Consider the following 24,660-nt stretch of genomic DNA (forward strand, 5'->3'; position numbering starts at 1 on the left):
CAAATATATTCAGCTTCCGCTCATCCATAAAATGGAATCTCCGGATGAATCTTACATTAAGGGTCAGGTCCGTATTAACCCTCATGCCGGCGTGCGTACTCCGATGGCGGGGCACCCTCGAAAAGTCATTTTGAACCGCCCCGCTTTCGCTAAAGCTTCAGCGGGCACAGAAAGGCGCAGAGGACGCAAAGAAGATGCAAAGATTGGCTCTGCGGTTTAAAATGAATTCATCGACACCCTCACTCCGAACGAAGGCTATTCACCGGGTCGGCAAGGGCTGCCTTTACAACCTGGTAGCTGATGGTCACCAACGTCACCCCAACCGCTGTGGCGATGGCAACGAGAAAGACCTGCCACGAAATCACGGTCTTGTAGTCATAGGCCTGAAGCCATTGATCCATAAGCCTCCAGGCAACGGGCACGGCGATGAAACAGGAAATGATCACGAGCACCATAAAATCCCTGGAGAGCATTTGCCAAAGTTGCCCCACGGTGGCGCCCAGCACTTTGCGGATACCGATCTCCTTGGTGCGCCGCTCTGTGATAAACGAAGCCAGTCCAAACAAGCCCAGGCAACTGATGGTGATCGCGAGCGCGGCGAAGACCGATGCCAGTCTTCCAATTCGCTCTTCTGCCGCAAACTTCAGCCCGTATTCCTGGTCGGCAAACCGGTAGTCGAACGGCGCGGCTGGTGAATATTTTTTGAAGACGGCTTCAATTTTTGCCATGGCCTCGCCGGTCGTTGCATCGGGATCCAGCCTTAAGTTCATCACGTTGTATGGCCTTTGGCGGCTATCGATCATGAAGACCGTGGGCATGGCCGTACCAAAAGGCGAGGTCATCACCATGTCGTCCACCACGCCGATGACATGCCATTCTTTCCCGTGCCATTTGATGGTTTCACCGACAGGTTCTTTCAATCCCATCTGCAGAATGGCCGCTTTATTGAAGATAAAGGCTTGCGAGTCCGACGACAGTTCGCGGGAGAAATTCCGGCCGGCGATCACTTTCCAATCGACCACGTCGCCGTAGTCCTGGTCGATGCCGATGGTTCCGAAGAGGGATTGGGTGTTTGGATCTTTACCAGCCCAATCCAGGTTGTCGGCTGAGGAGTTGATACTGGTTGTGGGTGTCGAGGCCATCGCGACGCCCGTCACGGCGTTTGTCGCCAGCAATTCCCCGCGGAAAGCTTCATAGTGTTGGCGGATCTCGCTCGTGAGCTGGTTGATCGTTACTAATCCTTCGCGACTATAACCCACGGGCCGGTTCTTGGCAAATTGGATTTGATCATATACCACGAGCGTGCCGATGACGAGCACCACCGACACCGTGAACTGCACGACCACCATCACCTGGCGAGGAACGGAAGCAAAACGACCTGCTTTCAAACTTCCCTTCAACGCACGGATGGGTCGGAACGAAGAGAGATAAAATGCCGGGTAGCTTCCGGCCAACAGGCCGATGACAAAAATAAATCCCGCGACCACCATCCCGAGTTCAGGTTGTGTCCAGGGGATATTCATTTTCTTTCCGGAGAATTCATTGAAGACCGGCAAAGAAAGGGTTGCAAAAAACATGGCAAGCACGGCAGCGATGCTGACGACCAGAAACGACTCGCATAAAAATTGACCCACGAGTTGTTGCTTTAAAGAGCCGATCGCTTTCCGGATGCCGACTTCCTTTGCACGCTTCTCGGAGCGGGCTGTGCTCAGGTTCATAAAATTGATACAGGCCAGCAGAAGCACAAAGCCCCCGATGGTACCAAAGAGCCAGACAAATTTCATACGACCGTTGACGCTTATGCCATTTCTGAATTCATACAAATGCCACCGGCTCATCGGGTTGAGAAAAAGAACCGGCTTCGTGGCGTCGGCGGTATGCGCATAGAGAATGTTCTTTATTTTCTCCGACGACTTCCTGAAGTCGCCTTTTGCCGTAAGCTGCGCAAAAATATGAAAGGAGCTGCTATACCAGTTGTCTGTATTTTGTCCGTTGGCAAATAACAATTTTATGGGCGCGATAAAAGCCAGTCCGCTGAAGCTTGAGTTGGCCGGCAGGTCTTTGTAGATCCCTCTCACCTGTTGTGTATTGGCGTAGTCGAGTTGCACGGTTTGCCCGATCGGGTCGGCCGCGCCAAAAAGTGAAGTGGCCAGCGACTCACTGAGGAAAATTGCTGACGGATCGTTCAGACCGGTGGTGGTGCCACGGAGCATGTCGAGCGTGATCATTCCAGGGAACGGAGCTTCGGCAAAGCATCCGGTTTGGAGGAGCACTTTTTCTTTATAGGCAACCGTGCGCTCGCAAACCCACGTGGAAGCGACGCTCTCAAAATCTTCTCCGTAGGCATCGCGGATCGCGGCTGAGGTTGGCATCGGCAGGGAGGAGAACGTAACGATCGTTCCATCCATGGAAGCATGCTGCATGACTTGCGCGAGACGATCATAGTTTGCATGCTGCCGGTTCATCGTCAATTCATCGTAGATCCAAAGACCGATGAGGCCGGCCACGACCATGCCGATCGCCAGGCCGCCGATGTTGATACCGGAATACACTTTGTCGCGGAGGATATTTCTCCAGGCAACTTTCAGGTAATTTCTAAACATATCGTGCGTTTATTTAAGGGTCTTAGTTTGGAGACACTCAAAACGATGTGAGACAACCCGATGAAAAATACGGGAGTGGTTCCAATCGCGAGGCCAGGAATGCCAACAACACACGACACCAAAATGCATCGACAAGAAATCACAAGTATACCAACAGGTTTCTGATGCACGCGAAGGCCAGCGTCGTGCATTGAATTTAGGAAATTATTCAGGGATTTATTTAACGGATCGCCGGACAAATTGAAATTGCCCGCTTAGTGCCAGGAGTGGACATCGCGGTCAGGTGTCCGGTGGCAGAAAAAAAATAGGAGGAGTGGTTGGATGAGCTACTTCCCCTCCGGGTGAAGGCCTTGTTGCAGCCTTCACCCGTTCAGGAAGTTTCGCCGTTCAGGTTAATGACGTTTCGAAAAAAGGTGCTCCCAGAAATTTCATACTGCGTGCTTCATGACTTTGGTCAGCCCTTTTTCTTTTTTCACCTTCGGTGCTTTCACGAGCTTGGCAGCCTTCCGGTCATTCTTTTTCAGGATGTCCTTCAGCTCCTTCTTCAGCACCTTGGAGGCCTTCGTGATGGCCTTCGTTGTTTTTTTGGAAGGTTGAGAGATCTTCAGATGCTCGAGCACCTGTGATAAAGCCTTATTTACGGATTCCTTTATTTCGGCTTTTTTTGTTTTGTCCATGGGTTGGTTTTTTTATGCTTATACAAAGATATTTTATATTAATTAAATGTTACCTGACTTAACATAAACTTAATATTGAACTAGGGTAGTCGTTGATTTCAGGTTGATTTCACGGTTTTTTCCAGATTAAAATTTTTCGTCCGCATCATCTTTTTTTGATAATCAAAATAATTGTGCGCCTCTTTAAATGAACTAGCGCTTCAAAAAAAGCAAGTATAATTTACCCTGAAAAGCATTTCTGTTTTTTGGTATTATCCAGTCTTTACTCAACGCCGACACCCTAAAATCCGGTACCGCTTTTATTTCCGCGAAATGCAGGCCCGCACCTCGCAAGGCGCTCTTTCCGCTCTCGTCCGTAACGATATAGGCCGGTTGGTCGAATCGATCAATCGACTTGGCAGGGATGATCTTCCCTAAGGCAAAATCAAGACTATTGGCCTGACCATAACCCTGCAGGTAAAACAAGTTATCGACGGAAATGTTTTGTTCCATCACAAAGCGGGCAAGATGGCTGCCGCCTTGCAGGGCAAGGGCCTTTGGATAAAAATTAAAATTCAGCAATGTATAGCAGAACGACGTCACCAGCAGCGTAATGAGCACGATCTGCTCCCGCCTTTGATAGATGCACACCGCCAAGATGATCATCAAAACGACGATACTTATTTTTTCCAGCATACCCTCTACCGGGAAAACATAGGCATTGAGAAAACAAGTCACGATCAGCAAGGCGCCGAGGGTGACGTATTGTAGCGTGCGGATCAGTCTCCTGCGCGCCACTGTATGCTTGACGAGAAATGAACCGGTCAGGAGGGCAAAAAATGGAAATAAGATATTGAGATAGTGCGGCAGCTTGAATTGAGATCCGGAGATCAATAAAAATAGGATCGCAGAAGTCGCGACCAAAAAAAACGAAGCAGGTTTGACGGCGTCTCGCTTCCCTATTACACGACCGCTTTTCCAAAGATCCTTCACGGCATCCGCCAGCGCCAGCAGGGCCACGAGGCTCCAGGGCAGAAATGCCCACAAGAAGGTGTGAACAAAAAAGAAGGGCTCGTTTTGTGCCAACGTTCCCCACGCCGTGCCACTGTAGCGTCCTACGCTTTGTCCAAACAATAAAAAGAGCACGCCCGAATTACCGGTGGTTTCGCGTATTACCTTTTCCGGGTGCAAGTCGAATTGGAGATACATGCAGTAAAAAACCGGGAGCAACAAGATGGCCGTCGTTGAGACCAACCCAACCCAGCGCATCCTCGTCCACACACTCCAGCGATTGACTTGATACATGTATAACAGACCCGCCAAGGCCGGCATCACGAGGCCGATAGCGCCCTTTGTGGCAAAGCCTACCGCAAGCCCGGTGGCTGCCATAAACATATTCCCGACTCGGTTTGTGTGGATCCATTCGATCAGCTGCCACGTGGCAAAAATGATGGCCGCCGTCAGGATGGCATCCATGCGAACATCGTTGTTGGCCAGAAAGAACGCATAGGACGACGCTAAGATCACCGCGGCAAGCTGCCCGGTCTGTGCATTGAATACGCTTTTCCCCAACCGATAGGTCGCGTAAATGCCGGCGACAGAGAACAGAAGGGACGGCACCTTATAGGCCCACGCCGACACGCCGAATATTTTGAAGAACAGCGCGAGGCTCCAGAATAAAAAGTGCGGCTTATCCAGGTAGTCCGCGTCGCGGAAGATCAGCTCCGCATAGTTCCCGGTTTCCACCATGCGCATGGCAATGAGTGCATGGTGCGCCGAATCGTTGTCCATCAGCGGGATCCACAATCCGCGTAAGTAACTTCCCGCCAACAAAACAAAAACCAGTATTTCCGGAATTGAAATTCCCTTCCACCGAAAAGTTTTAAAACGCGTCGTCGCTTCACCCATGTCTCTTAGAATTCTACAACCGCTGCCTGGGGCAAAAACAAAAAATTCAAGAAATTCAAATTATGGCAGGTTACGAAAATATTAACGATGATGTTAATTATGTCATCCTAAACCAGCCTTGACACTCTTTAAGATATTATCAACGTCACCCCGTTGGTTTAGTTCACGATCTTGTGAAATTTCTGGAACATCTATATCGCAAAGACTACCCTGATCCTACAATGGACACCTACATCCCGCATTGTTCATGTGATATATATATATAGCCACACCGTTAAATTCTCCCAACCAAAACGATGTCGGTGTGACGAAGTAGACACCTAAGCTGGAAACCAGCCCCAAAACTGATTCGTTTTCAACGGGCTATTATTAGGGTCAAGATCTAGAACATTGTAGAATTTAATTCTATTTTTATATGCTGCTCAATTAACGTTGACGCCGCCTTCTTTCCTGGAGAATGCCTGATTTAGGATGCTCACCTGTCACATAACACGGTTCTAACTTCCCATATTGACCAAAACGAAAATGCCACTCAAACACGCCCTTAAACGAGAACTTGAAGTTGCCTTTTCAAAACACGCCCAACCGGTCTGGTTCAGGATCGTGAAATATATGGTGATCGTGACGGTGCTATATTTCTTTTGGGGCAGCCGCTGGCTATGGATCACATTTCTCATTCTGCTGGGTCCCGCCGTGGCGTTACATTTGTGGTACCGGCATAAAACCGAGGGTTGGACGAAGAGCTATGGGGGCTGGGATTATGAGAAAAATAAATCGCGTTTAAAAGATTAAAAAATCACCGGGTGAATGTCCGGAATTCAAAACCGTCATTGTCTTTAGGGGATAAAGACTCTTATATCCCACCAAAACCAAAGACGATATGAAACGCTTCATCCTAGCCTTGCTCTGCATTTTTGCAGGCCTCCACATTGGTGTTGCTCAGACTGCGGGCAAACCAGACAAAGCATACGAGAAAATTATCAAAGATTATTTTGCCGGATGGGCCAACAAGGACTGGAACCAGGTGTCGGCCCAGCTTGCCGATGGATTCACGTTTACCAGCGCCGCGCCCGATGACCATATTTCGGTGGCGAAATTCAAGGAGAAATGCTGGGTGCAGGCGCAACACATCCAAAGATTTGAGTTTCCAAAAATCACCGGCAACGAACGCGAGGCCTTTGCGATTGTTCATGTCATCACCAAAGAGAACAAGGTGATCCGGAATGTCGAGTATTTTAATTTCGCCAACGGGAAAATAAAATCCATCGAAGTGTTTTTTGGAGGCAATGGGCAGGGTTTTCCTACAAATGACAAACAACCTTGATCCTGGCGGTCGCTGCCACCTTGATCCCAAAGCAACCTTTCCTATCTTGGGCGGTCCATGACCATAAATCCATGACCAACGCCCGGGAAACCTTTATCGATAACATCCGCATCGCTTTAACCGTGCTGGTGATCCTGCACCACACTGCCATCACCTACGGGGGACCGGGGGGATGGTATTATTCTGAACCCGCGGACGGCCTGGTGTCGGGGCTATTGCTCACCGTCTTTGTCTCCACGAACCAGGCATTCTTCATGGGATTCTTTTTCCTGTTGTCGTCGTACTTCATTCCAGCGTCCTATGCACGCAAAGGCCGTTCTCGTTTTTTGCTGGACCGGTTGAAGCGATTGGGGATACCGATCATTTTTTATTCGCTGGTCATCACTCCCGTGATGATCTATATGCTGGTCCGGTTAAAGATGAATCAGCCGATCACCTGGTATGATGTATTTATCGACCGCGATGAATGGGTAAATATCGGCGTGCTCTGGTTTACGGCTGCGTTGTTGCTTTTTACTCTGGTGTATGCGATAAGCTCACCGCCCGTCGCACACAAAGCGGACAAACCAAAATCCCTGCCCGGCAATCTCACCATTTTTCTGTTGGCCTTGGGTCTGGGCCTCGTCTCTTTCGCGGTGCGCATCGTTTTCCCTATCGGCTGGACGCTCGATCCGGTGGGGTTTCAGTTTGCTCATTTTCCACAATATATCGCCCTGTTCATCGTGGGGATTCTTGCCTACCGGCATCACTGGCTCTCGTCCGTCTCCTACCCACAGGGCAAGTTTTGGTTGAGGGTTGCCTTGCTGCTGATCGTGGTGGGCTTCCCGTGTATCTATTTGCTGAAAGTCGTCACCCATAGCGAGCTCGATGCCTTTCTGGGTGGGCTCACGGTGCAGTCGTTCGTCAACGCCGTGTGGGAACAACTGCTGGGCATCTCGTTGATCATGGCTTGGCTGGGCATCGCCCGGCAAAGGTGGAATGAACAGGGCACGATGACAAAAGAATTTTCGAGAAGCGCTTATGCCGTTTATATCATTCATCCTATGGTGTTGTTGCTGGTTTCGCTGTTGTTGAAAGATGTGCACCTGCCATCGCTGCTAAAGTTTTTGATCACGGGGGGAATTTCTGTGAGTGTGAGTTTTGCGGTGGGGTCGTTGCTGGTGAGGATCCCAGTGGCGAAGGATGTTATTTGATAAGAATACATACGACCCGTACAATATTTTCCTCTCCTGTGATCTTCCCTCCGGAGCAATCTTCCTTTAGATTGTGATGCGTAGCTGATCTTGTTGGTGAAGAACACCAACAAGGGCGAGAGGGCGATGGGTCTTATTTAATGAAAATGAGTTCGACCTGTACAACATTTTACCTCTTCCGCTGGTCTTCCCCTCAAGAACTATCTTTGTCTTGTGTGATTTGGCTGAATCGTATTAAAATCAAAATGGATCGCGTATGGATTTGTTTGATTGTGTTTTTAGTTGCGTTGGGTACGGGTGATACCTATGAGGACTAATTAAGCGTGTGACCGGTAGCTAACTTTGTTGGTAAAGAACACCAACAAAGGCGGGTAAAGTCTTTTGTGATTTGGCCGGATCGTATTAGAATCAAAATGGATCGGGTATGGATTTCTTTGATTGTATTTTTAGTGGCGTTGGGTACGCGTGATACGTATGAGGACTAACTAAGCGTGTGACCGGTAGCTAACCTTGTTGGTGAAGAACACCAACAAGGGCGGCTGGCGCGAATAACACCAACCAGGCTATTCATACTTTAACATTTTGGCCGGTGAGAGGAGTGCCGCTTTTAGCGTTTGATAGAATACACACAGAAATGCGATCACTGTGATGGAGGCGCCCGAAATAATGAACATCATGGGACTTGTGGAAACCCGGTAGGGGAAGGATTGGAGCCAGATTTCTGTGGCCCACCAACTCAATGGCCAGGCCAGAAGACAGGCAATCACTACCGGAATCATGAATCCTTGCAGTAACAGCACAACAATACCTGCAATGCTGGATCCAAGAACTTTGCGGATCCCGATTTCTTTCGCGCGGGCGGTCGTCACATGAGATGCGAGCCCCAAAAGGCCAAGCGATGCAATGAAAATGGCGAGGCCCGTGAACAAGGTGAAAACTTTTCCGAAGCGATTGTCTTTGTCGTATTGCCGGTTGTAGAACTGATCGAGGAAGAAATAGTCCAAGGGTGTTTCCGGGAAGGAAGTTTTCCAGGGATTTTCGATGGCTGTTAAAATACGCGGCGCATCCATGGACTCCACTTTGATCGCATAAAATCTCGCCGCCGGCCGCAGCATAAAGGCCATGGGCAACAATTCACTTTTTAGTGACATCTGGTGATAGTCCTCGACGACACCAACGATCTCCAGCGTGTCTCCCTGTTGGGAAACTTTCTCGCCAACGGCGTCGGCCGGATTTTTAAATTGCAATGTCTCCGTCAACTTTCTGTTCACCAGGAGCCGCTTTTCGTCGCCAGGGTAGTCTTTGCTGAAATTTCTGCCCGCAATGATCTTCACGCCGAACGCCGCGATGAAGTCATAGTCGATCGCTACGTGAGACACCATGGTGAAGTCTGCCGGTCCTTCTGCAAATCGTTTGATCCCTCCCGTCCAGTAGATCTCCACCCCTGGGATATTGGTCGACGAAGTGAAACTTTTTACTCCGGGTATCTGGGTAACTTCGTTCCCGAAGACCTCCAGGTGTTGTTGATACAGGGAGTCGACGTTTCCGGGACCTTTCAGAACAATCGTGTTGTCGATGGAGATACCCAGTTTGCTGGACTTCATATATTCCAATTGCCGGTAGACGAGCACAGCGCCACAAATCAAAAATACCGAGGTGGCAAATTGAAAAACCACCAATGCTTTCCGCAACAAATTTCCTCCCGGCGACTTTACACTCTTCCCCTTCAACACCGCGATGGGCTTAAAGGACGACATGACGAGAGCGGGATAAAAACCTGAAAGGATCACGCCGCCAACCACCACCCCCAAGACCTGGATCCAGAAATCGGTCCTGCTGAGAAAATCCATAGGAATCTGCCAACCGGAAAGCTTTGAAAACGCCGGCCAGCAAAACACCACCAACGCCATCGCCAGGACCAGCGCCACCAGATTCAGCAGGAAGGATTCCACATAAAACTGGATGATCAATTGCGATCGCAGGGCGCCGATAACCTTCCGGACACCCACCTCGTTCGCCCGGCTAAAGGAGCGGGCCGTGGTGAGGTTGATATAATTAATTCCGGCAATGATCAATATGAAGAAGGCGATGGTTTCCAGCGCTTGAATGGAATCGCCATCGCGCTGATCGTTGGGATTTGCTTCATAAAGTAAATTCGAATAAAGATGGATGTCGGTTAACGGCCTTAGAATGAATTCCTGTTTCCCCTCTCCCCAATCGACTTTTCTTTCTGACAAAAGATAGCTATCCCATTTCGCTTGCAACGCTTTTACGTCGGTGCCGGGTTTTAGCAAAACGTAGGTATAGAAGTCGTACCAGCCCCAGGAAGTTTGATAGTGATCGGAGTAGTGTTCTTTCAGCGTTTGATAGGACAGCAGGAGATCAAACCGGATGTGCGAGTTCTCCGGAACATTCGCCATGATTCCGGTCACTTCAAAATTTTCCTCTCCCGCATAGGTTATGGTTTTTCCCAACGGGTCTTCGTCTCCAAAGTATTTTCTCGCCGCCTGTTCCGACAAAACAATTTTACGGGGACCCTGCAATGCCGTTTTCTCATCGCCGCGGATCAACCGAAAATCAAACACCTTGAAAAGCGCCGGATCGGCATAAGGCACTTTCTCTTCCTGAAACGAAATGGTTCCCCGCGTTGGACTATGGTAGGTCATCAATCCGCCCACGGGATAGAGCCGGGTGAAGGCTTCCACTTCCGGGAAATTATTCTTCAGCGCGGGGCCAACAGCAGGCACCGCTACAGCGCTCTCGAAATCCAGCCGGCCGTTTTTCCAGGAATTGTATTGAATCCGGTAGATATCCTTTGCCCGCGAATGGAAGGCATCAAAACTCCGTTCGTACTTAACATATTGAAAGATGAGCAAACTGGCCGTCAGGCCTAACGAGAGGCCAGCTACATTCAAGCTTGTAAATGCCTTTTGGGAACGAAAATTCCGGAAGGCGACGCGGATGTAACTAGCGATCATAGGCAAAGTCAATTAGCGTTGAGATACGATTGTCGCGAAAAAAAAGAAACTTGTAGCCAGAGGAAATGAAACAGGCAAAAACCTTCTATATGGCAGCTTCCCTGGTTGTGACGTCTTGTAACTAAATTAGCTAACGATCATCAGAGACCCAAAAATTTCTTTGGATTTAGCAATCTACGGCTGTTTCCCCAAAAGAGATCTTATAGCAATACTATTGTATTAGGCGAATGCCGATATTGTAAAGCGCCCCGGGGGCTTGATGACTCGTCTGCCTCTCGCTATGCCGGATTCTTTGCTTGACGGGATGCTCTGACCTGTAGCAGCATGTCGAGTTTGTCGATATATCCCTTTCTCGCTTTTTTATGTATCGACGGCAAATCTTCGCCCTGATAATAGTCGATCAGTTCATCCAATTGAACATCGGTCAGCGTGTCAACGTCCTTGAATCGCAGGCTTTCATCAAAAAATTCTTCACGATTTTGGTTTTCATATTCGACGGATGTCTCCCTGGCCGGGAGGTTGTCGAGTGTTACGACCTTGTATCCTTTTGGCAACGAAATCAATCCCCTCAGCTCCAAGTAGGCTTCGACCACAGCTTCATCGATCGCGATGGCCCCGGAACCCGCCCAGTGTCTGTCTCCACCTCTTTTTTTCACGCCCGAAATCCAGTATTGTTCCCCGGTCTCCAAATCAAAATAGTTTCCTTCGCTCCCGGCCGGTCCCTTTTTAAATACCCGGCCATTGAAATAAAGCGTAAGGCCTGTCCGGTTATACTGGCCCTGTCCGATCCAGGCAGGACCGTTATCGTTGTAGCCTGACTTTAATTCAACATAAGTAAGTTCAGTTCTCATCGTCTAGTCCTGGTCCAAATGGGTTGATGATTTGTATTAATAGCGTTCCAAGATAATCGATTTGGGTGAAATCTCTCTTGAAAAAAAACGGATCAACTATCGTGTAACTCAAAAGTTACACGATATGAAACGCGACATCCATGCTGGGCTCACCATGTGATCCGCAGGTTTACAGAAATTTTAACCGAACGCACCCATGCCCACCTATAGCACCGACCCCTTCTACGCGTTGGCCGATCCCAACCGGCGCGTCATTCTGATGCTCATGCGCAAAGAGAAGCGAAGTATCAACACCCTGGCCACCCATTTTGAGGTGAGCCGCCCCGCCGTTTCCAAGCACATCAAAGTGTTACACGAGGCCGGCTTTCTCCATTATGAAGACGTGGGCCGCGAGCGTTTCTGCGGGCTCAATCCCGACGGCTTCAACGGCGTGAAAGAGTGGGAAAAGAGAAAGCGCACCTGGAAGCCCGGGGGATCGCGGTAGAAGAAATTGAAAAAACGCCGTGGGGAAGATTTGCCGCCGTGAAGGATCCCGACGGCAATGGATGGAGCCTGCATCAGGCATGATACCGTCGATTACCAATGGAGTGGAATTGTATTACCGTCGAACCCGGATCTCCGGGTTCTTTTATTTATCGCGACTTCCAATTGTGATCTCCCGCTTGAGGGGCTTATTCCCGGCAACGGCGGAACAACAAGAAAATAAGGCTCGCGACATTAGCAGTAAAAATTTCATCTCTCCCCTACCACTGAAACGATTTTATAGTACATTGAACCGCGTTTTTTGTTTGGCCATGTTATCGTCATCGTTTTGAATGGCCTTTTCGCGCATTTCTCTAACACCCTCTTTGGCGATACCATCCCTTATCACATCCGATCTGTTTTGACATTGTCTTGAGAATGGCCAGACCATTTTTTTGAATCCCTCCTCCGTTCATTTTCAACTGCCGTGGCAGAACGGTCGGCTCCCTATGCATTCGATAAAGTGATCCCTGGAGCCCTTAACTATATCATCGTATGAAAAAACTAATCTGCTACCGTTTCCTGTCCCTGCTGTTGGCTGGCATGCTCGTGTTTTCCACATGTCAGAAAGATGAAGACAAACCCCTTATCGTGCTGGTGTCGCCCGACAGCGGCCGGGTAGGCGACGCCGTTGTGATCTCGGGGTTGTTGCTCGGGCAAGCCACGCGCGTTGTCTTCGGCACAGCGGAGGGCGTGGTGATCGCAGCCGAAAGCAAAGCCATTTTCACGCAAGTGCCCGCCGGTTTGCCGGCAGGAAAAGTGAGTGTGACCGTCGAAACCAACGGTGGTCTCTCAAACCCACTGGAGTTCACCGTCATGCCTTCTGTTCCCGAGATCACGACGATCGCGCCCCTTAAAGGATCGCCCGGCATGCGTGTGATGTTGACGGGGCTATATTTTTCAGACACAAAAGAAGTTTCCCTCGGTGATCAAAAGATCACGGCGTTCGAGGTTTCCTCCGATACACAACTGGTGATCAAAATTCCGGGCAACAGTACGCTGGGAGAAAAGGACCTCACCGTGACCACTCCGGGTGGTGTATCAAAACCTGCAACCTTCACGGTAGTATCTCCCCCATTCATCACGTCCTTTTCCCCGCCGGCCGGCCTCACCGGGAAACACATCCTCATTTCAGGCGCAAATCTGAGCGGGATCACGGCAGTCTATTTTCAGGATGCGGCCGCCGCATTTGAAGTGAAGAGCGCCGCGTTGATCGACGCTATAGTGCCCGCGACTGCCGCCACCGGAAAATTGAAAGTGGTTGGCGAAGGAGGGGAAGCCCTCAGCGCCACCGATTTTGTAGTGGAAGGCGCGCCGTCGATCGCTTCCTTCACGCCGGCGAGCGGAACCTTTACCACGGAAGTGATCATCGACGGTGATAATTTTCTGCCGGATGCCAAGGTGAAATTCGGCACCATCTATGCCAGGACAACCTTCGTCAGCGAAAAGCGGTTGAAAGCAACGGTACCGGCAGGTGCCAGTTCCGGGCCGGTGGTTGTGGAAACGGCTGCCGGTGCGGGCCGGAGCGATGACACTTTTTTGGTTATCGCGGCTCCCTCGGTCGATCGCTTCTCGCCCATCATGGGCGTGGCCGGAAAAACGAAACTAACCATCAGCGGTGCCAATTTCAAAGACATCTCCTCGGTGAAGTTCAATGGCGCAGAAGCCGGCCAGGCCAACATCACCGTAAACTCCCTGACCTCCCTGGATGTGAGAGTTCCCGAACTGGCCACGACGGGAACCGTGACGGTGACCAACCCTTCGGGTACCGGCGTCTCTGCCTCGATCTTCACCGTTGTCGATCCATCTTCCGCCCTGACGTTTTCGCCCGACAAAGGTGCGGTCGGGGCATCGATCACCGTTACCGGTTTTGGTTTTGACAATACGTCCGTCGTTCGCTTTAATGGGGTACAGGTGAGCCCGGGTGGGTTTGATTTGAATTCGGAAACATCCATCACGGTGCAGGTGCCTGCCAGTTCGACCACGGGGAAGATTTCCGTGACTACAGCAGGCCTCACTTTGAAGAGCACGCAAGATTTTACGGTCATCCAGGCACCCGTCATAAATAATTTCAGGCCAGCCTCCGGCCCGGTAGGCACTCAAGTCGTCGTGAGCGGTTCTAATTTCGACAACGCAACGGTCAGGTTGAACGGCGTGACGATCGACCGTGCCGATATAACTTCTAATACTAATACGATTTCATTTCATGTGCCCTCTGGTGCAAGCACAGGACCAATCGCAATAGAGACTGTGGCAGGCGTTGTTTTCACAGGAAATTTCACCGTTGTTCCACCCCCTCAAATCACTTCCTTCAACCCGCTATCGGGGGCCGTCGGATCGACGGTCACCATCTCCGGTTCCAATTTTGACAACGCGTCGTCTGTGCAGTTCAATGGAACGGAAGTTGGCAATCTGAATTTTCAGGTGATCTCTCCCTACGCTATCGCTGCAAAAGTCCCTGTGGGTGCAACCACCGGTGTCATCACGGTCACGACGCCGGCGGGATCGTGCACGAGCTCCAATAACTTCACCGTGGCACCCGTGGTGAATTCTTTTTCACCGCCTTCAGGACCTGCTGGCACCGTGGTCGCCGTTAGCGGGAACAACTTTGAAAACATCACCGACGTCTTTTTCAACGGCATCAAGGCAAAGACGTTCACGATGAAGTCGACTACGTCTCTTGAAGCCACCGTTCCCGCCAGTGCGGGTGCCGGGCTCATCACCGTAGTGAGCGCGATTGGCTCGGGTTCTTCCGGTCACGCATTTACGATTACGCCTCTTGTCACCGCCGTTCGTCCCGCATCCGGCATGGTGGGCACGCCTGTGACCATTGATGGCTCTGATTTTACGGGCGTGAGCGACGTCACCTTTAATAACGTCAGGGCTAATTTCTCCATCACCAACGATACACAGATCGCTACCACCGTACCTCAAACGGCGACCTCGGGCTACCTCGCCGTCTCCAATAGCGCGGGTAGCTCCAATATTTATTTCACCGTTTCCCCAGCGCCCGCCCTAACGTCCGTCACGCCTTCTACCGCACAAGTCGGCTCGCATATTTTCCTTTTCGGCAGTAACCTGACGCAAGTAACCAACGTGGAGATCGGAGGAAAGAACGCACTGATCGTCAGCCAGCTCCCCAGCAAGATGGAAGTTGTTGTTCCTCAAGGAACGGGTTTGGGTAGAAAAAGCATCGTCGCGTATTTCTCGGTAGGATATTCCACGCTGTCACTTTACGTCGGTCGCTGATCGATTTTTTTGATGCGATCCGACATGGAGCGATAGCAGAAATTCAGACCGGCTGAAGAATAAAGGGGTCAAAATTTCTGACGCGAAAAGCGTTGGATTTATTTGCCAATACAGTTCAATGCCATCGAGGCCGTGAACGTGGTTTGATTGATCACCGTACAAGACATGAGCGAATGATTGAGGCTTACATCAACGCCCATCCAAGGCGGTATAAAATAAGTAGCCAAATGGCATCCTTTTGACATGGAGTGGGCCAGTCATCCAAACGAACCTGTGCTCGTCTCCATCGAAACGCAGCCCCAAAATCACCACAAAACTCATTTATTCCTCTTCACCGGAATCTTTCCCCGTGCCTTAACGTTTACCCGCTTTAAATAACCACTCCTAAATCAACACCGGGAACACTTTCTGTTCCTATCTTTCGCCCTTCAAAATCCATACGCGCATGACTGAAAAGACAGCCTCCAACCAAAAGCTCTTCCTGCTGGGCATGATCCTGAGCATGACTTGCTGGGGTTTCAGTTGGACTTCGGGGAAGATCCTTTCCATGTATGCTTCCCCGCTGACCATTTCCTTCTACCGGTTTGCCCTAACGTTCGTGTCGTTGATCCTCATTTTGTGGATCTCCAAAACATCGCTGCGCATCAGCAAGAAAGGGCTACCCGATATGTTGCTGGCGTCGTTGCTTATCTCATTATATACTTTTCTTTTCTTTAAAGGACTCACCGTAGGCAAAGCGGGTGCCGGTGGCATCCTGGTGACGGTGCTCAACCCGATCATTTCATATTGTATGATGCTGGTGATCGCCCGGCGCAAACCCACGCGCCAGGAATTCTGGGGGCTCGCCCTGGGCATCTCGGCCGGCGCCATCCTGTTGAAGATCTTTACGGACGGTTCCGCACTTTTTAGTGCCGGCAACATTTACTTTTTGCTGGCTTCGCTTTCATGGGCCTTGCTGAGTTTGGTCACCGCCCGGGCCTCGCGTTATGGCTCGCCCGCCACCTTCAGTTGCTGGATGTATGCGGTGAGCACAGTGATGATGTTCTTTTTTTCGGGCCCTGCGGCTTCCGCTGCATTGCTTAGCAAAGGAGACGGCGTCTTCTGGGGCAACCTGTTTTTTAGCGCGACCATTACCACCTCCATCGCCACGACCTTCTACTTTGTGGCCACATCCAAAATCGGTGCAAGCAAGGCCAGCAGCTTCATCTTCCTCGTTCCTTTTTCGGCGGCCCTCGGCTCCTGGATCTTCCTGGACGAAGTTCCTCAGATCCATTCGATCGTGGGTGGCTTGCTGGGTATCGCGGCGGTATATATCCTCAATAAAAAGAAAGAAGCTGCGGCTGTGCCGGATCAAGCTGCAGTAAAGCTCTCTACGGTCGAAGAGAAAAACTAAAAAAATAGCGGACGCCGCTATCGACCATCGGCCTATGCTTCTTTTTCATAGAGTTTCAAACCGCGCACCAGCCGGTCAATCGTTTTTGCCATGCGGCTGATCCTGGTCTCTTCCCGCTTGGCCGAATACACCCAGGAAATGTAGAACTTGCGTTCGCTTTCCGAGAGCGCGTTAAAGAATTTCAGCGCGGCCGGCTCATCTTTCAGGCAAAGCAACATTTCTTCCGGAACTTCCAGCGGCTCGTTGTCCGGATACAAGATCACGTGAACCTTGTCTCCTGCTTTCTTGCCGATCTGCTTACGGATCTCGGCCTTCACTGGCAAAAACAAATTGCCGTTGCCCATGGGCATCAGGTGGTATTTGCGTATTTCATAACCGTCGATGGTGCCCCGCACTTTCACCCAGCCGAATGGATTTTTTTTGTCTCTTCGTATTTCGGGAAGTCGCGCGTAGGTCCATCCGCCTTTGCCGTTGAATTTTTCGAGCAGGTATTTTTTATTTACGAGGGGTTTCATGCCGGTTGCCCATCACAGGGCAGTAAAACAAAAATAAGGTATTTCAACACATGCAGGCTCAGCGCTTTTCTTCTGGAATTCACGAGATGCCTCTCCCGACTCTTTCCAGGTTCGGACAAAGCGCTATATTGCCCCGCTAAATCTATTATTGTATGCACGAATTCGGCATGCGTCCGGACGGATTCAAAGCGATCCGAAAGCAGGGTATTATCCGCACAGGTTCCCTGTTCCTCGTTATCATCGCCATCGTTGCCATCTTGCCTGCCGTGATGTCGGACGCGCCGAACCGCTTTGACACGCTCCCGATTCTGATACCCCTTTTACTCGGCGTGATGGTATTCAGTATATCACTGTCGATGAAGCGGCTTAAGCCCGTTATAGAAAGCTTCCGGTTAAAAATCGATCATGAGAAAATCGTACGCGAGCGCCTTCACACTCCGGACTTGATTATTCCCTTCACGGATATTACGCGGATCACAAAAAACTATAACGGAAGTTTCACCATACAGGGACAAAGTAAATTGAATCCCATTGCCGTTCCCGCGCAAATAGAGCACCCGGATCAACTGGAAAAAATATTAAATGAAATACAACGTGTCGAGGTAAAGACCTCAAAGACCACGCTTCAACTGCTGGCGATACCCATTTCGCTTTCCGGTGTATTCCTCTATAGCGTTCACTATGTAACAACAAATGAAACCGCGCTTTTGACCAGCGACGTCCTGCTTTTCCTTATCCTGGCGGTGTCTCTTGTATTTATGCAACTGAATAAAAACATAGACATCCGGACAAAGCGGTTGGGTTGGTTTGTGCTACTGCCGCTGATCCAGGTTGGGCTTTCCGTCGCGCAACGACTTTTTTCCTGATGGATACCCGGCAGGTGCCGCAAAAAATCCTTTCTTTCCGCGCCTTTCCCCTGCCGGATGGCCTTGCGGACTTGATTTAGGTTGGTCGCCGCCCGCCACAAAGCGGGCACAAACCGGGGGGTTGTGGTTATACCTGTAATTGCTTAATATTATCCTCCGAAATCCCTTAACCCAAAGCCTCGCAGCTCTTTACGTCCATGGCCCCGGCAAGAAAATATTTGAGTATCCTCTTCCTGTTCCTGATGGGATTGAATACCGTGGGGTATTATTCTTTTTTGGTGATGGTGCGCAACCAACTCACCAGCCGCGTCACCGAAAAACTGCAGTCGGGTTATAACGAACCGGGGGCCCAGATGATCATCAAGATGCCGCTCTCCATTCCCTATGGAGCCGACTCGCACGAGTATGAACCCATCCACGGGGCGATCTCCTTTGAGGGCACGGTTTACCAACTTGTTAAACAGCGATTGTACAAAGACACCCTCTATGTGGTATGCATACGCGACTACAAAACCACGGAGGCCAGCAACCAGATCAAAGATTTTTCAAAGTCGTTTGCCAGTGAGAGCAAACAACCGCAGAGCTCCGGCATCAAGCTGGTGATCTCTTCGGCGAAATACTGTTTCGCAAAAGCAAATTCCATCGAGCCGTCCAACACGGGATGGGCCATCGATTGTACTTTCGCAGAGGTGGCCAATCGCTATCACTACGACTCCAACCCACCCATTTTTCACCCACCAAAATCAGTCGCCTGATTTTTTCTCCGCGTCCATTTCGTAAAGCCTGACCGTTGTCTTGTTTTTTATAAGACATCACGCCACGCTGACTGTGAACGTGTGACACACTTTCCTTTTCTTCATTATTATTTTCGCAATGAAAAAATTACTACTCCTGGTGTGCACGATGGCATGCCTGCTTTCCTGTACATCGCATAACGACTATCAAGCCAACGTGCAAAACCCTGACCGTTTGCATCGTTCGGTTAAAAAGATCACGGATATTATTGTTCACGACATCTTCTCGCCGCCGGTAGCCAGCCGCATTTACGCCTACACCAGCGTGGCCGCCTATGAAGCAGCCCGCCACCAGGATTCAACCCTGGTGTCGATGGCCGGCCAATTGCATGGACTGGAGCCCGTGCCTCAACCGCAAGCCGGTCAAACCTACTGCTATCCCCTGGCCTCCGTACAGGCCCTCTTGCTGACGGGAAGAGCGCTTATTTTTTCGGAAGACAAGCTCGACGAATATCATAAAGCCCTTCTCGAAGAATACCACCAGTCGGGAATGCCCGAAGATGTTTACCAGCGTTCGATCGACTATGGCGCCAAGGTGTCGGAGCATATCCTGAAGTGGGCGTCGAAGGACAACTACAAACAGACGCGTTCGTTCCCGAAATACTCGATCCAGGACAGCGAGTCTACCTGGAAGCCCACGCCGCCGGCCTACATGGATGCCGTTGAGCCGCATTGGAAAAAGATCCGCACGTTTGTGATCGATTCGGCTTCCCAATTCAAAGGGGTGCCGCCGCCGGCCTTCTCGAAAGACAAGAACAGCGAGTTCTATAAATTGGCCATCGAAGTATACGAGACCGGCAAGCACCTGACAGACGAACAAAAAGAGATTGCACGTTTCTGGGACTGCAATCCGTTTGTGATGAATGTGAAGGGCCACGTGATGTTTGCTACAAAAAAAATATCACCCGGTGGCCATTGGATGAACATCACGCACCTGGCCTGTCTGAAAGAACATACCGACGTTCCTCATGCCGCAGAAGCCTACGCCAAAGTAGCGCTGTCGTTGGCCGATGGATTTATTGCTTGCTGGGACGAAAAGTATCGTCACTTGCTGATCCGGCCCGAGACCTATATCAATTTGTATATTGAAGAGAGCTGGGTGCCGTTGTTGCAAACGCCGCCGTTCCCGGAATACCTGAGCGGCCACAGCGTGATCTCCAGCGCCGCGGCCACCGCCCTGACCGGCGTCTTCGGCGACAACTTTGCTTTTACCGACTCGACGGAAACCGAATTTGGCTTGACCACGCGCAGCTTCAAATCGTTCCGTGAAGCCGCCCTCGAAGCGGCGAGCAGCCGGCTGTACGGTGGCATCCACTACCGGCCGGCCAATGAAAAAGGTGTGGTGATGGGAACGTCGCTCGGGGAGTTTATCAACCGCCGGTTGAGAACCCGCAACACGGCCGTGGCATCAAATCAATGATCATGAAAACAACGTCGCATTCCTTGCATTACATTCTCCGCCTGGCCTGCGCCATGTGTTTTATCGGTCATGGCGCATTCGGCATTATCACGAAGGCGGTGTGGTGCAATTATTTTGGTGTGTTTGGGATCGGTCAGGATATGGCCTATCAACTCATGCCCGTAGTGGGCGTCATGGATATTACTTTCGGGACGATCCTGTTGGTCTATCCGCTGCGTATAGCCGCAGGGTGGCTTGTGTTCTGGGGGTTGTTCACGGCCCTGTTGCGCCCGCTGTCGGGGGAATCCTTTGGTGAATTTTTTGAGCGCGCCGGAAACTACGGTGCGCCACTCATCCTTCTCCTGGTCAGTAGCGCGAGCGGGCTGCCACTGAAAGGCTGGTTCCAAAAACTTGAGCCCCGCAAAATCGATGACGAACAACAATGGAGAACCATTACGATGGGTCTGCAACTCATTGCCTTTGCGTTGTTGGCCGGACATGGGTGGTTGAACCTGATCGGTAAAGCCGGCCTGTTAAAGCAATACGAGGCATTGGGTTTTAGCGACCCGCTCCAGGTGGCACACCGCATCGGGTTGATCGAAGTGGGTGGCGCAGTGCTCCTGCTAGTGAAGCCCTTCCGGCAGATCGTGTTGTTGCTTTTCCTCTGGAAGATGGCGAGCGAATTGTTTTATCCATCCTATGAAATATGGGAATGGGTGGAACGCGGGGGAAGTTATGGTGTGCTGCTCGGATTGTGGCTGGTCTTGCGTGAGCGAAACTACACGATCTTCCACTACTTTACCTCCACCCCGCTGGCCAGCGCGAAATGAACGGCTCGCAACGCCGGGTTAGGCTGGAGATTCGCCTTCCTAACCCGGCACGCGCGGCCGGAAATGTTTTTAGAGTTCCAGATAGATTTCCGTTTGAATGATCCCCTCCTCGAACGTAACAATTTGAATCCCTGCGTTAGATTTAAGCTGCAGACTATGCTGGCCGATATACTCAAACAACGCCGCATAGCCGTCGCTAATGGCTTGGGTTGGGTCGCCGGAAACTTTGGTATATAAAAATGAGCCCTTCAGTTCCAGTATAGACAACGTCCCGGTTAGAATGGCTTGATCGTGCTCCGTAAAAACGCCCTGGAAACTCCGGAGATCCTCAGGCTTTTTTTCAGCCGGATGGTCGTAGTAGATGCCCAGCACCTTATTGGGTATCCATTTCACCGATAGGGCGTCCAACAGGGCTTGCACTTCTTTTATGTATGCAAAAGATTGGCTGTAGTCGCCCGTAAAGGTTTTGCCCACGGCCTTTATGGGATTGACAATTGAAATTTGCCGTACGGAAATGTTGCTCATCGTGATCATGGGTTTGCGATTTGAAATATTTTGAGCAAGAAGCCGGCGAATTGGTCCGGAATCGACCGGTCTCATAAGATTGGACGTCTTATGGACGCAAAAATTTACGCGGGCAGACGCGAGGATGGATCTATGGCTGGCGTTTACTTTCTTTGAACTCGGTGGGCGTGTGACCCGTGACCTTTTTAAAGATCAGGTTGAAGGACGATTTGCTATTGAAGCCCACATCCAGGGCAATGCCGAGCAGGGACAAATTGCGGTATTGGCCGTCGTTCATCCGTCTAATAAATTCCTGTACGCGTTTTTCATTTATAAACTCCGCGAAGGATTTGCCGCACCGCTCATTGATGAGTTTAGAGAGCTGGTGTGGAGGGATGCCAATCCTGCGGCCACGTCGGTCAGCTTCAATGCCGGGTCGAGAAATAGTTTCTCATTGTCGGTCAGGTCATACAATTTTGCGAGGTAGCGGGCCTGGTCTTCGTCGGAAACGTGCTTTGCGTTTTGATACTTCTTTAGAAAATCGGGGTTAACCAGTTCCGGGTTCAGGATCAGGCGGAAACCAAGCATGTAGAGAATGGCCGAGGATGCCAGGGTGTAGATGTAGTTGGCCCCCGGTATAAATCTCCCCTTCACGACCAGGTAAACCAGCAAGATGATGATGCAGGCTACATAAGACATAAAGAAAACCAAAAGCGTATTCAGCCAATGAATCCTTTCGTCAACCGGCACCACATACGGAACGTCCTCCAACAGCGTTTTCGCTTTGCTGATCTCGATCATGGCAACGGCGAAATAGACAACGGTGATCACGATCTGCACGATATTGAAGAGCACATCGGCCGGTCGAAACGCGAGGCGGCCGCTGAGCAGGGTGTCTACAAAGGCAATCTTGGCCTGGGTATCCATGACGTACAGCGGGACGTTCAGGACCAGGTGAAACAGGTATGGAACAAAGTGAAGTGCATAAACCCAGCGCCAGGTAAATCCGGGATCGGTCATGGTCTTCGCATACAAAAAATAGAGCGGCCCCAACAGGAGCAGCATACCGAACGACATTCCAAAAACTTTTGGAACGGATTGATACAACCCGGACGCCAGCAGAAAAAAATCGGCATTCGTAATGACGGCGACCAGGATGACACCTGCGATCAGCCAGGTGCCCAGCGTTCTCTTTGCGCGTTTCAAAACCATCAGCACCATCAAAAAGATGCCATGGGCAATGGTGATTCCAAATAAGTACGACCAGACCATAAGATATTGCCGACAGTTTTCAGCGCAGGACCCTTTGCAAATTGCAAACTATTTAGAGTTTTTCAAGGACAGCCTACCCTGCACATCAATGGCATGGCTCAAAGTTCCTAACCGATTGACCGTATTCACCCATCTTTTTTCCGCTGGTCACACCGATTTTTAACGCCTCCCCGTGCGTCCCAACTGACATGAAAGGAATCGTCCCGGGGCCGTCTTTTCAAGGAAGATTTTTTTGCTGCGGGTTTAGGATGGAGCGCGCCTATCGCGAAAAAATGATGGTCGTGTTTTTTGACCTATTTATAGATGGAATGACCGGGTATGTCTAATACCGTGTAGCCTTATTAAGCCCTGGTCCGTTTGTTGAGTCAAAGAGGGTATAAACAAAACAACAAATGATTATGAAAAAGAGCCTAATGCTGGCAATTGTGATGATGACGAGTACGATCATTTTTGCACAACACGCCAAAAGTTCACACAAAGGACATACCGACCGGTTCGAAAAAATGAAAACCGATCTGGCGTTGACCGACGCGCAGTATGCCTCGATCAAAAGCATCGACACCAAGTACAACAACAAGCGCGACGCCCTGAAGAACGATTCTGCACAAACGCGCGAAGCCAAAGGCGCCGCTTTCAAAACGATGCGCACCGATGAAGAAAACGAGATCGCGGCGTTGCTCACTCCCGACCAAAAAACAAAATGGGACAAGCTTAAGACCGAACACGGCGAAAAACGGAAGGAACATTTCCAAAAGATCTCCGAACAACGCGAAGCCAAGTTGAAAACCACGCTCGGGTTGTCTGACGACCAGTCGCAAAAAATGAAGGCGGTCAATCAGCAGTTCATGGAAAAATTCGGCGCCCTGCGCAAGAGCGACACGAAAGACAAAGCCGCTTTTGAGAAATTGAAAACCGATCATGAGGCTGCTATCAAGGGCATTCTCACGCCGGAGCAGTTTCAGAAGTGGACCACCATGCGGGCCGATATGCGGAAGAAACATGGACATGAGCATGGCCATATGCAGAAAGGCTAAGAGCAACGAATGTCAAATTAATGAAAGGCCCCGTTAAAAAGCGGGGCCTTACTTTTCTGAGGCGTTTGAAATTGGTCTTTAGTGCTGCTCCCTGGGTTTATTTGACCGGGGACCGATTTTTATTCCACAAGAAGCAAAAAATGGATCCAGGAGACTCATTTTATACTTACAGTCATCTCCAAACTTAAATTCGGTCGGCCCTGTGTGATAATTCAAGCATTCAAAACAAACATCGGCACGTTCGAATTCTTTGCCTGCCGCATCTACGAAAACAATAGCATTTCTAGGCTGAAAGCAACCTACGCCCTCGATCCTCCAAATCTCTCCCTTATAAAAATTATTAAACAACAGATCCGTCAGAGAATCAATCTGAATTTTACTTAAAACGATGCGCTCAAGATCGGGGGTACCCTCTTTTTTTGCCATAAAATCCAGTTCATATGATGTTAGGACCACCTGCGCCGCCACGTTAAAGGGATAATTTTTCATACGTTCCTTCGCGGAGAATTTCGGTCTGTAGTAACATCGGTAATTATCCGGATCATCCTTGCGTTCAGCTCGCTTCATCTTGTCCTGCCCGAAACAATTTGCAACAAGGAATACCGCAGCTATCCAAAAGAACACGCCAGCAGACCGTATAGTCATTCTTACCAACAGATTTTATATGCCAAAGATAGGAAAAGTAAAATTGGCATAATATCGCGCGCCATAGATGATCAATTGGTAATCCTGGTTTTATTTTCCAACAATACATTATATCCACCTTTGT

21 protein-coding genes are annotated in these 24,660 nt (G+C 50.2%); 11 read left to right on the forward strand and 10 right to left on the reverse strand.

Features of this window, described 5'->3' with window-relative positions; translation table 11 throughout:
- Positions 1-239: 239 nt before the first annotated feature.
- The 3 genes from BUB30_RS09545 to BUB30_RS09555 all read right to left on the reverse strand — a co-directional run bounded on the left by BUB30_RS09545 (position 240) and on the right by BUB30_RS09555 (position 5,167).
- Positions 240-2,603, reverse strand: coding sequence for an ABC transporter permease (locus tag BUB30_RS09545; RefSeq protein ID WP_073133104.1), 2,364 nt, complete (start codon positions 2,601-2,603; stop codon positions 240-242).
- 428 nt (positions 2,604-3,031) lie between these two features.
- Positions 3,032-3,280 carry a hypothetical protein gene (locus BUB30_RS09550; protein WP_073133105.1) on the reverse strand — a complete coding sequence of 83 codons (249 nt, stop codon included), beginning with the start codon at positions 3,278-3,280 and terminating at the stop codon, positions 3,032-3,034.
- A gap of 192 nt (positions 3,281-3,472) precedes the next feature.
- On the reverse strand, positions 3,473-5,167 hold the full coding sequence (locus tag BUB30_RS09555) for an ArnT family glycosyltransferase (RefSeq protein WP_073133106.1): 1,695 nt from the start codon (positions 5,165-5,167) through the stop codon (positions 3,473-3,475).
- 525 nt (positions 5,168-5,692) lie between these two features.
- Here BUB30_RS09555 and BUB30_RS09560 point away from each other — a divergent pair.
- The 3 genes from BUB30_RS09560 to BUB30_RS09570 all read left to right on the forward strand — a co-directional run bounded on the left by BUB30_RS09560 (position 5,693) and on the right by BUB30_RS09570 (position 7,684).
- Positions 5,693-5,959: a hypothetical protein gene (locus tag BUB30_RS09560; RefSeq protein ID WP_073133108.1), complete on the forward strand. Its 267-nt coding sequence runs from the start codon at positions 5,693-5,695 to the stop codon at positions 5,957-5,959.
- A gap of 88 nt (positions 5,960-6,047) precedes the next feature.
- A complete protein-coding gene (locus BUB30_RS09565; RefSeq protein WP_073133110.1) occupies positions 6,048-6,491 on the forward strand; it encodes a nuclear transport factor 2 family protein in 444 nt (147 codons plus the stop codon).
- A 71-nt stretch (positions 6,492-6,562) separates the two neighbouring features.
- A complete protein-coding gene (locus BUB30_RS09570) occupies positions 6,563-7,684 on the forward strand; it encodes an acyltransferase family protein (protein WP_073133112.1) in 1,122 nt (373 codons plus the stop codon).
- 563 nt (positions 7,685-8,247) lie between these two features.
- Here BUB30_RS09570 and BUB30_RS09575 read toward each other — a convergent pair.
- On the reverse strand, positions 8,248-10,662 hold the full coding sequence (locus BUB30_RS09575; protein ID WP_073133114.1) for an ABC transporter permease: 2,415 nt from the start codon (positions 10,660-10,662) through the stop codon (positions 8,248-8,250).
- A gap of 278 nt (positions 10,663-10,940) precedes the next feature.
- A complete protein-coding gene (locus tag BUB30_RS09580; protein WP_073133116.1) occupies positions 10,941-11,513 on the reverse strand; it encodes a hypothetical protein in 573 nt (190 codons plus the stop codon).
- 196 nt (positions 11,514-11,709) lie between these two features.
- Between BUB30_RS09580 and BUB30_RS09585 the strand changes: the two genes are divergently transcribed.
- The 3 genes from BUB30_RS09585 to BUB30_RS09595 all read left to right on the forward strand — a co-directional run bounded on the left by BUB30_RS09585 (position 11,710) and on the right by BUB30_RS09595 (position 16,677).
- Entirely contained in the window at positions 11,710-11,997 is a 288-nt protein-coding gene (locus BUB30_RS09585) for an ArsR/SmtB family transcription factor (RefSeq protein WP_073133118.1), read from the forward strand.
- Between the two features lie 533 nt (positions 11,998-12,530).
- Positions 12,531-15,284 carry an IPT/TIG domain-containing protein gene (locus tag BUB30_RS09590; RefSeq protein ID WP_073133119.1) on the forward strand — a complete coding sequence of 918 codons (2,754 nt, stop codon included), beginning with the start codon at positions 12,531-12,533 and terminating at the stop codon, positions 15,282-15,284.
- A 445-nt stretch (positions 15,285-15,729) separates the two neighbouring features.
- Entirely contained in the window at positions 15,730-16,677 is a 948-nt protein-coding gene (locus tag BUB30_RS09595; protein ID WP_073133121.1) for a DMT family transporter, read from the forward strand.
- 32 nt (positions 16,678-16,709) lie between these two features.
- Here BUB30_RS09595 and BUB30_RS09600 read toward each other — a convergent pair whose 3' ends face one another.
- On the reverse strand, positions 16,710-17,192 hold the full coding sequence (locus BUB30_RS09600) for a YdeI/OmpD-associated family protein (protein WP_073133123.1): 483 nt from the start codon (positions 17,190-17,192) through the stop codon (positions 16,710-16,712).
- A gap of 152 nt (positions 17,193-17,344) precedes the next feature.
- Here BUB30_RS09600 and BUB30_RS09605 point away from each other — a divergent pair, with 152 nt between their 5' ends.
- From BUB30_RS09605 to BUB30_RS09620, 4 genes are all read left to right on the forward strand, one after another.
- Positions 17,345-18,058: a hypothetical protein gene (locus tag BUB30_RS09605; RefSeq protein WP_073133125.1), complete on the forward strand. Its 714-nt coding sequence runs from the start codon at positions 17,345-17,347 to the stop codon at positions 18,056-18,058.
- Positions 18,059-18,276: 218 nt separating this feature from the next.
- Positions 18,277-18,813 (forward strand): hypothetical protein, encoded by a 537-nt coding sequence (locus BUB30_RS09610; protein WP_143164837.1) that lies wholly within the window; start codon positions 18,277-18,279, stop codon positions 18,811-18,813.
- 118 nt (positions 18,814-18,931) lie between these two features.
- The gene (locus tag BUB30_RS09615) at positions 18,932-20,272 is read left to right on the forward strand and encodes a vanadium-dependent haloperoxidase (protein WP_073133128.1); all 1,341 of its coding nucleotides are present in this window, start codon (positions 18,932-18,934) and stop codon (positions 20,270-20,272) included.
- Positions 20,273-20,274: 2 nt separating this feature from the next.
- The gene (locus BUB30_RS09620) at positions 20,275-21,081 is read left to right on the forward strand and encodes a hypothetical protein (RefSeq protein ID WP_143164838.1); all 807 of its coding nucleotides are present in this window, start codon (positions 20,275-20,277) and stop codon (positions 21,079-21,081) included.
- 69 nt (positions 21,082-21,150) lie between these two features.
- On the opposite strand, the gene BUB30_RS09625 is transcribed toward BUB30_RS09620, so the two are convergent.
- The 3 genes from BUB30_RS09625 to BUB30_RS34835 form a co-directional block, all read right to left on the reverse strand.
- Positions 21,151-21,606, reverse strand: coding sequence for a GyrI-like domain-containing protein (locus BUB30_RS09625; protein ID WP_178377066.1), 456 nt, complete (start codon positions 21,604-21,606; stop codon positions 21,151-21,153).
- A 130-nt stretch (positions 21,607-21,736) separates the two neighbouring features.
- The gene (locus BUB30_RS09630; protein ID WP_084137994.1) at positions 21,737-22,030 is read right to left on the reverse strand and encodes a helix-turn-helix domain-containing protein; all 294 of its coding nucleotides are present in this window, start codon (positions 22,028-22,030) and stop codon (positions 21,737-21,739) included.
- Positions 21,916-22,857, reverse strand: a complete 942-nt coding sequence (locus BUB30_RS34835; protein ID WP_073133134.1) for a hypothetical protein — start codon at positions 22,855-22,857, stop codon at positions 21,916-21,918. The genes BUB30_RS09630 and BUB30_RS34835 overlap by 115 nt, the downstream gene beginning before the upstream one ends.
- Positions 22,858-23,255: 398 nt before the next feature.
- On the opposite strand from BUB30_RS34835, the gene BUB30_RS09640 reads away from it, so the two are divergent.
- Positions 23,256-23,891, forward strand: a complete 636-nt coding sequence (locus BUB30_RS09640) for a hypothetical protein (protein ID WP_143164840.1) — start codon at positions 23,256-23,258, stop codon at positions 23,889-23,891.
- A gap of 78 nt (positions 23,892-23,969) precedes the next feature.
- On the opposite strand, the gene BUB30_RS09645 is transcribed toward BUB30_RS09640, so the two are convergent.
- Positions 23,970-24,536, reverse strand: a complete 567-nt coding sequence (locus tag BUB30_RS09645) for a hypothetical protein (RefSeq protein WP_073133138.1) — start codon at positions 24,534-24,536, stop codon at positions 23,970-23,972.
- Between the last annotated feature and the right edge of the window lie 124 nt (positions 24,537-24,660).

This window comes from Chryseolinea serpens (assembly GCF_900129725.1).
GTDB classification, from domain to species: domain Bacteria; phylum Bacteroidota; class Bacteroidia; order Cytophagales; family Cyclobacteriaceae; genus Chryseolinea; species Chryseolinea serpens.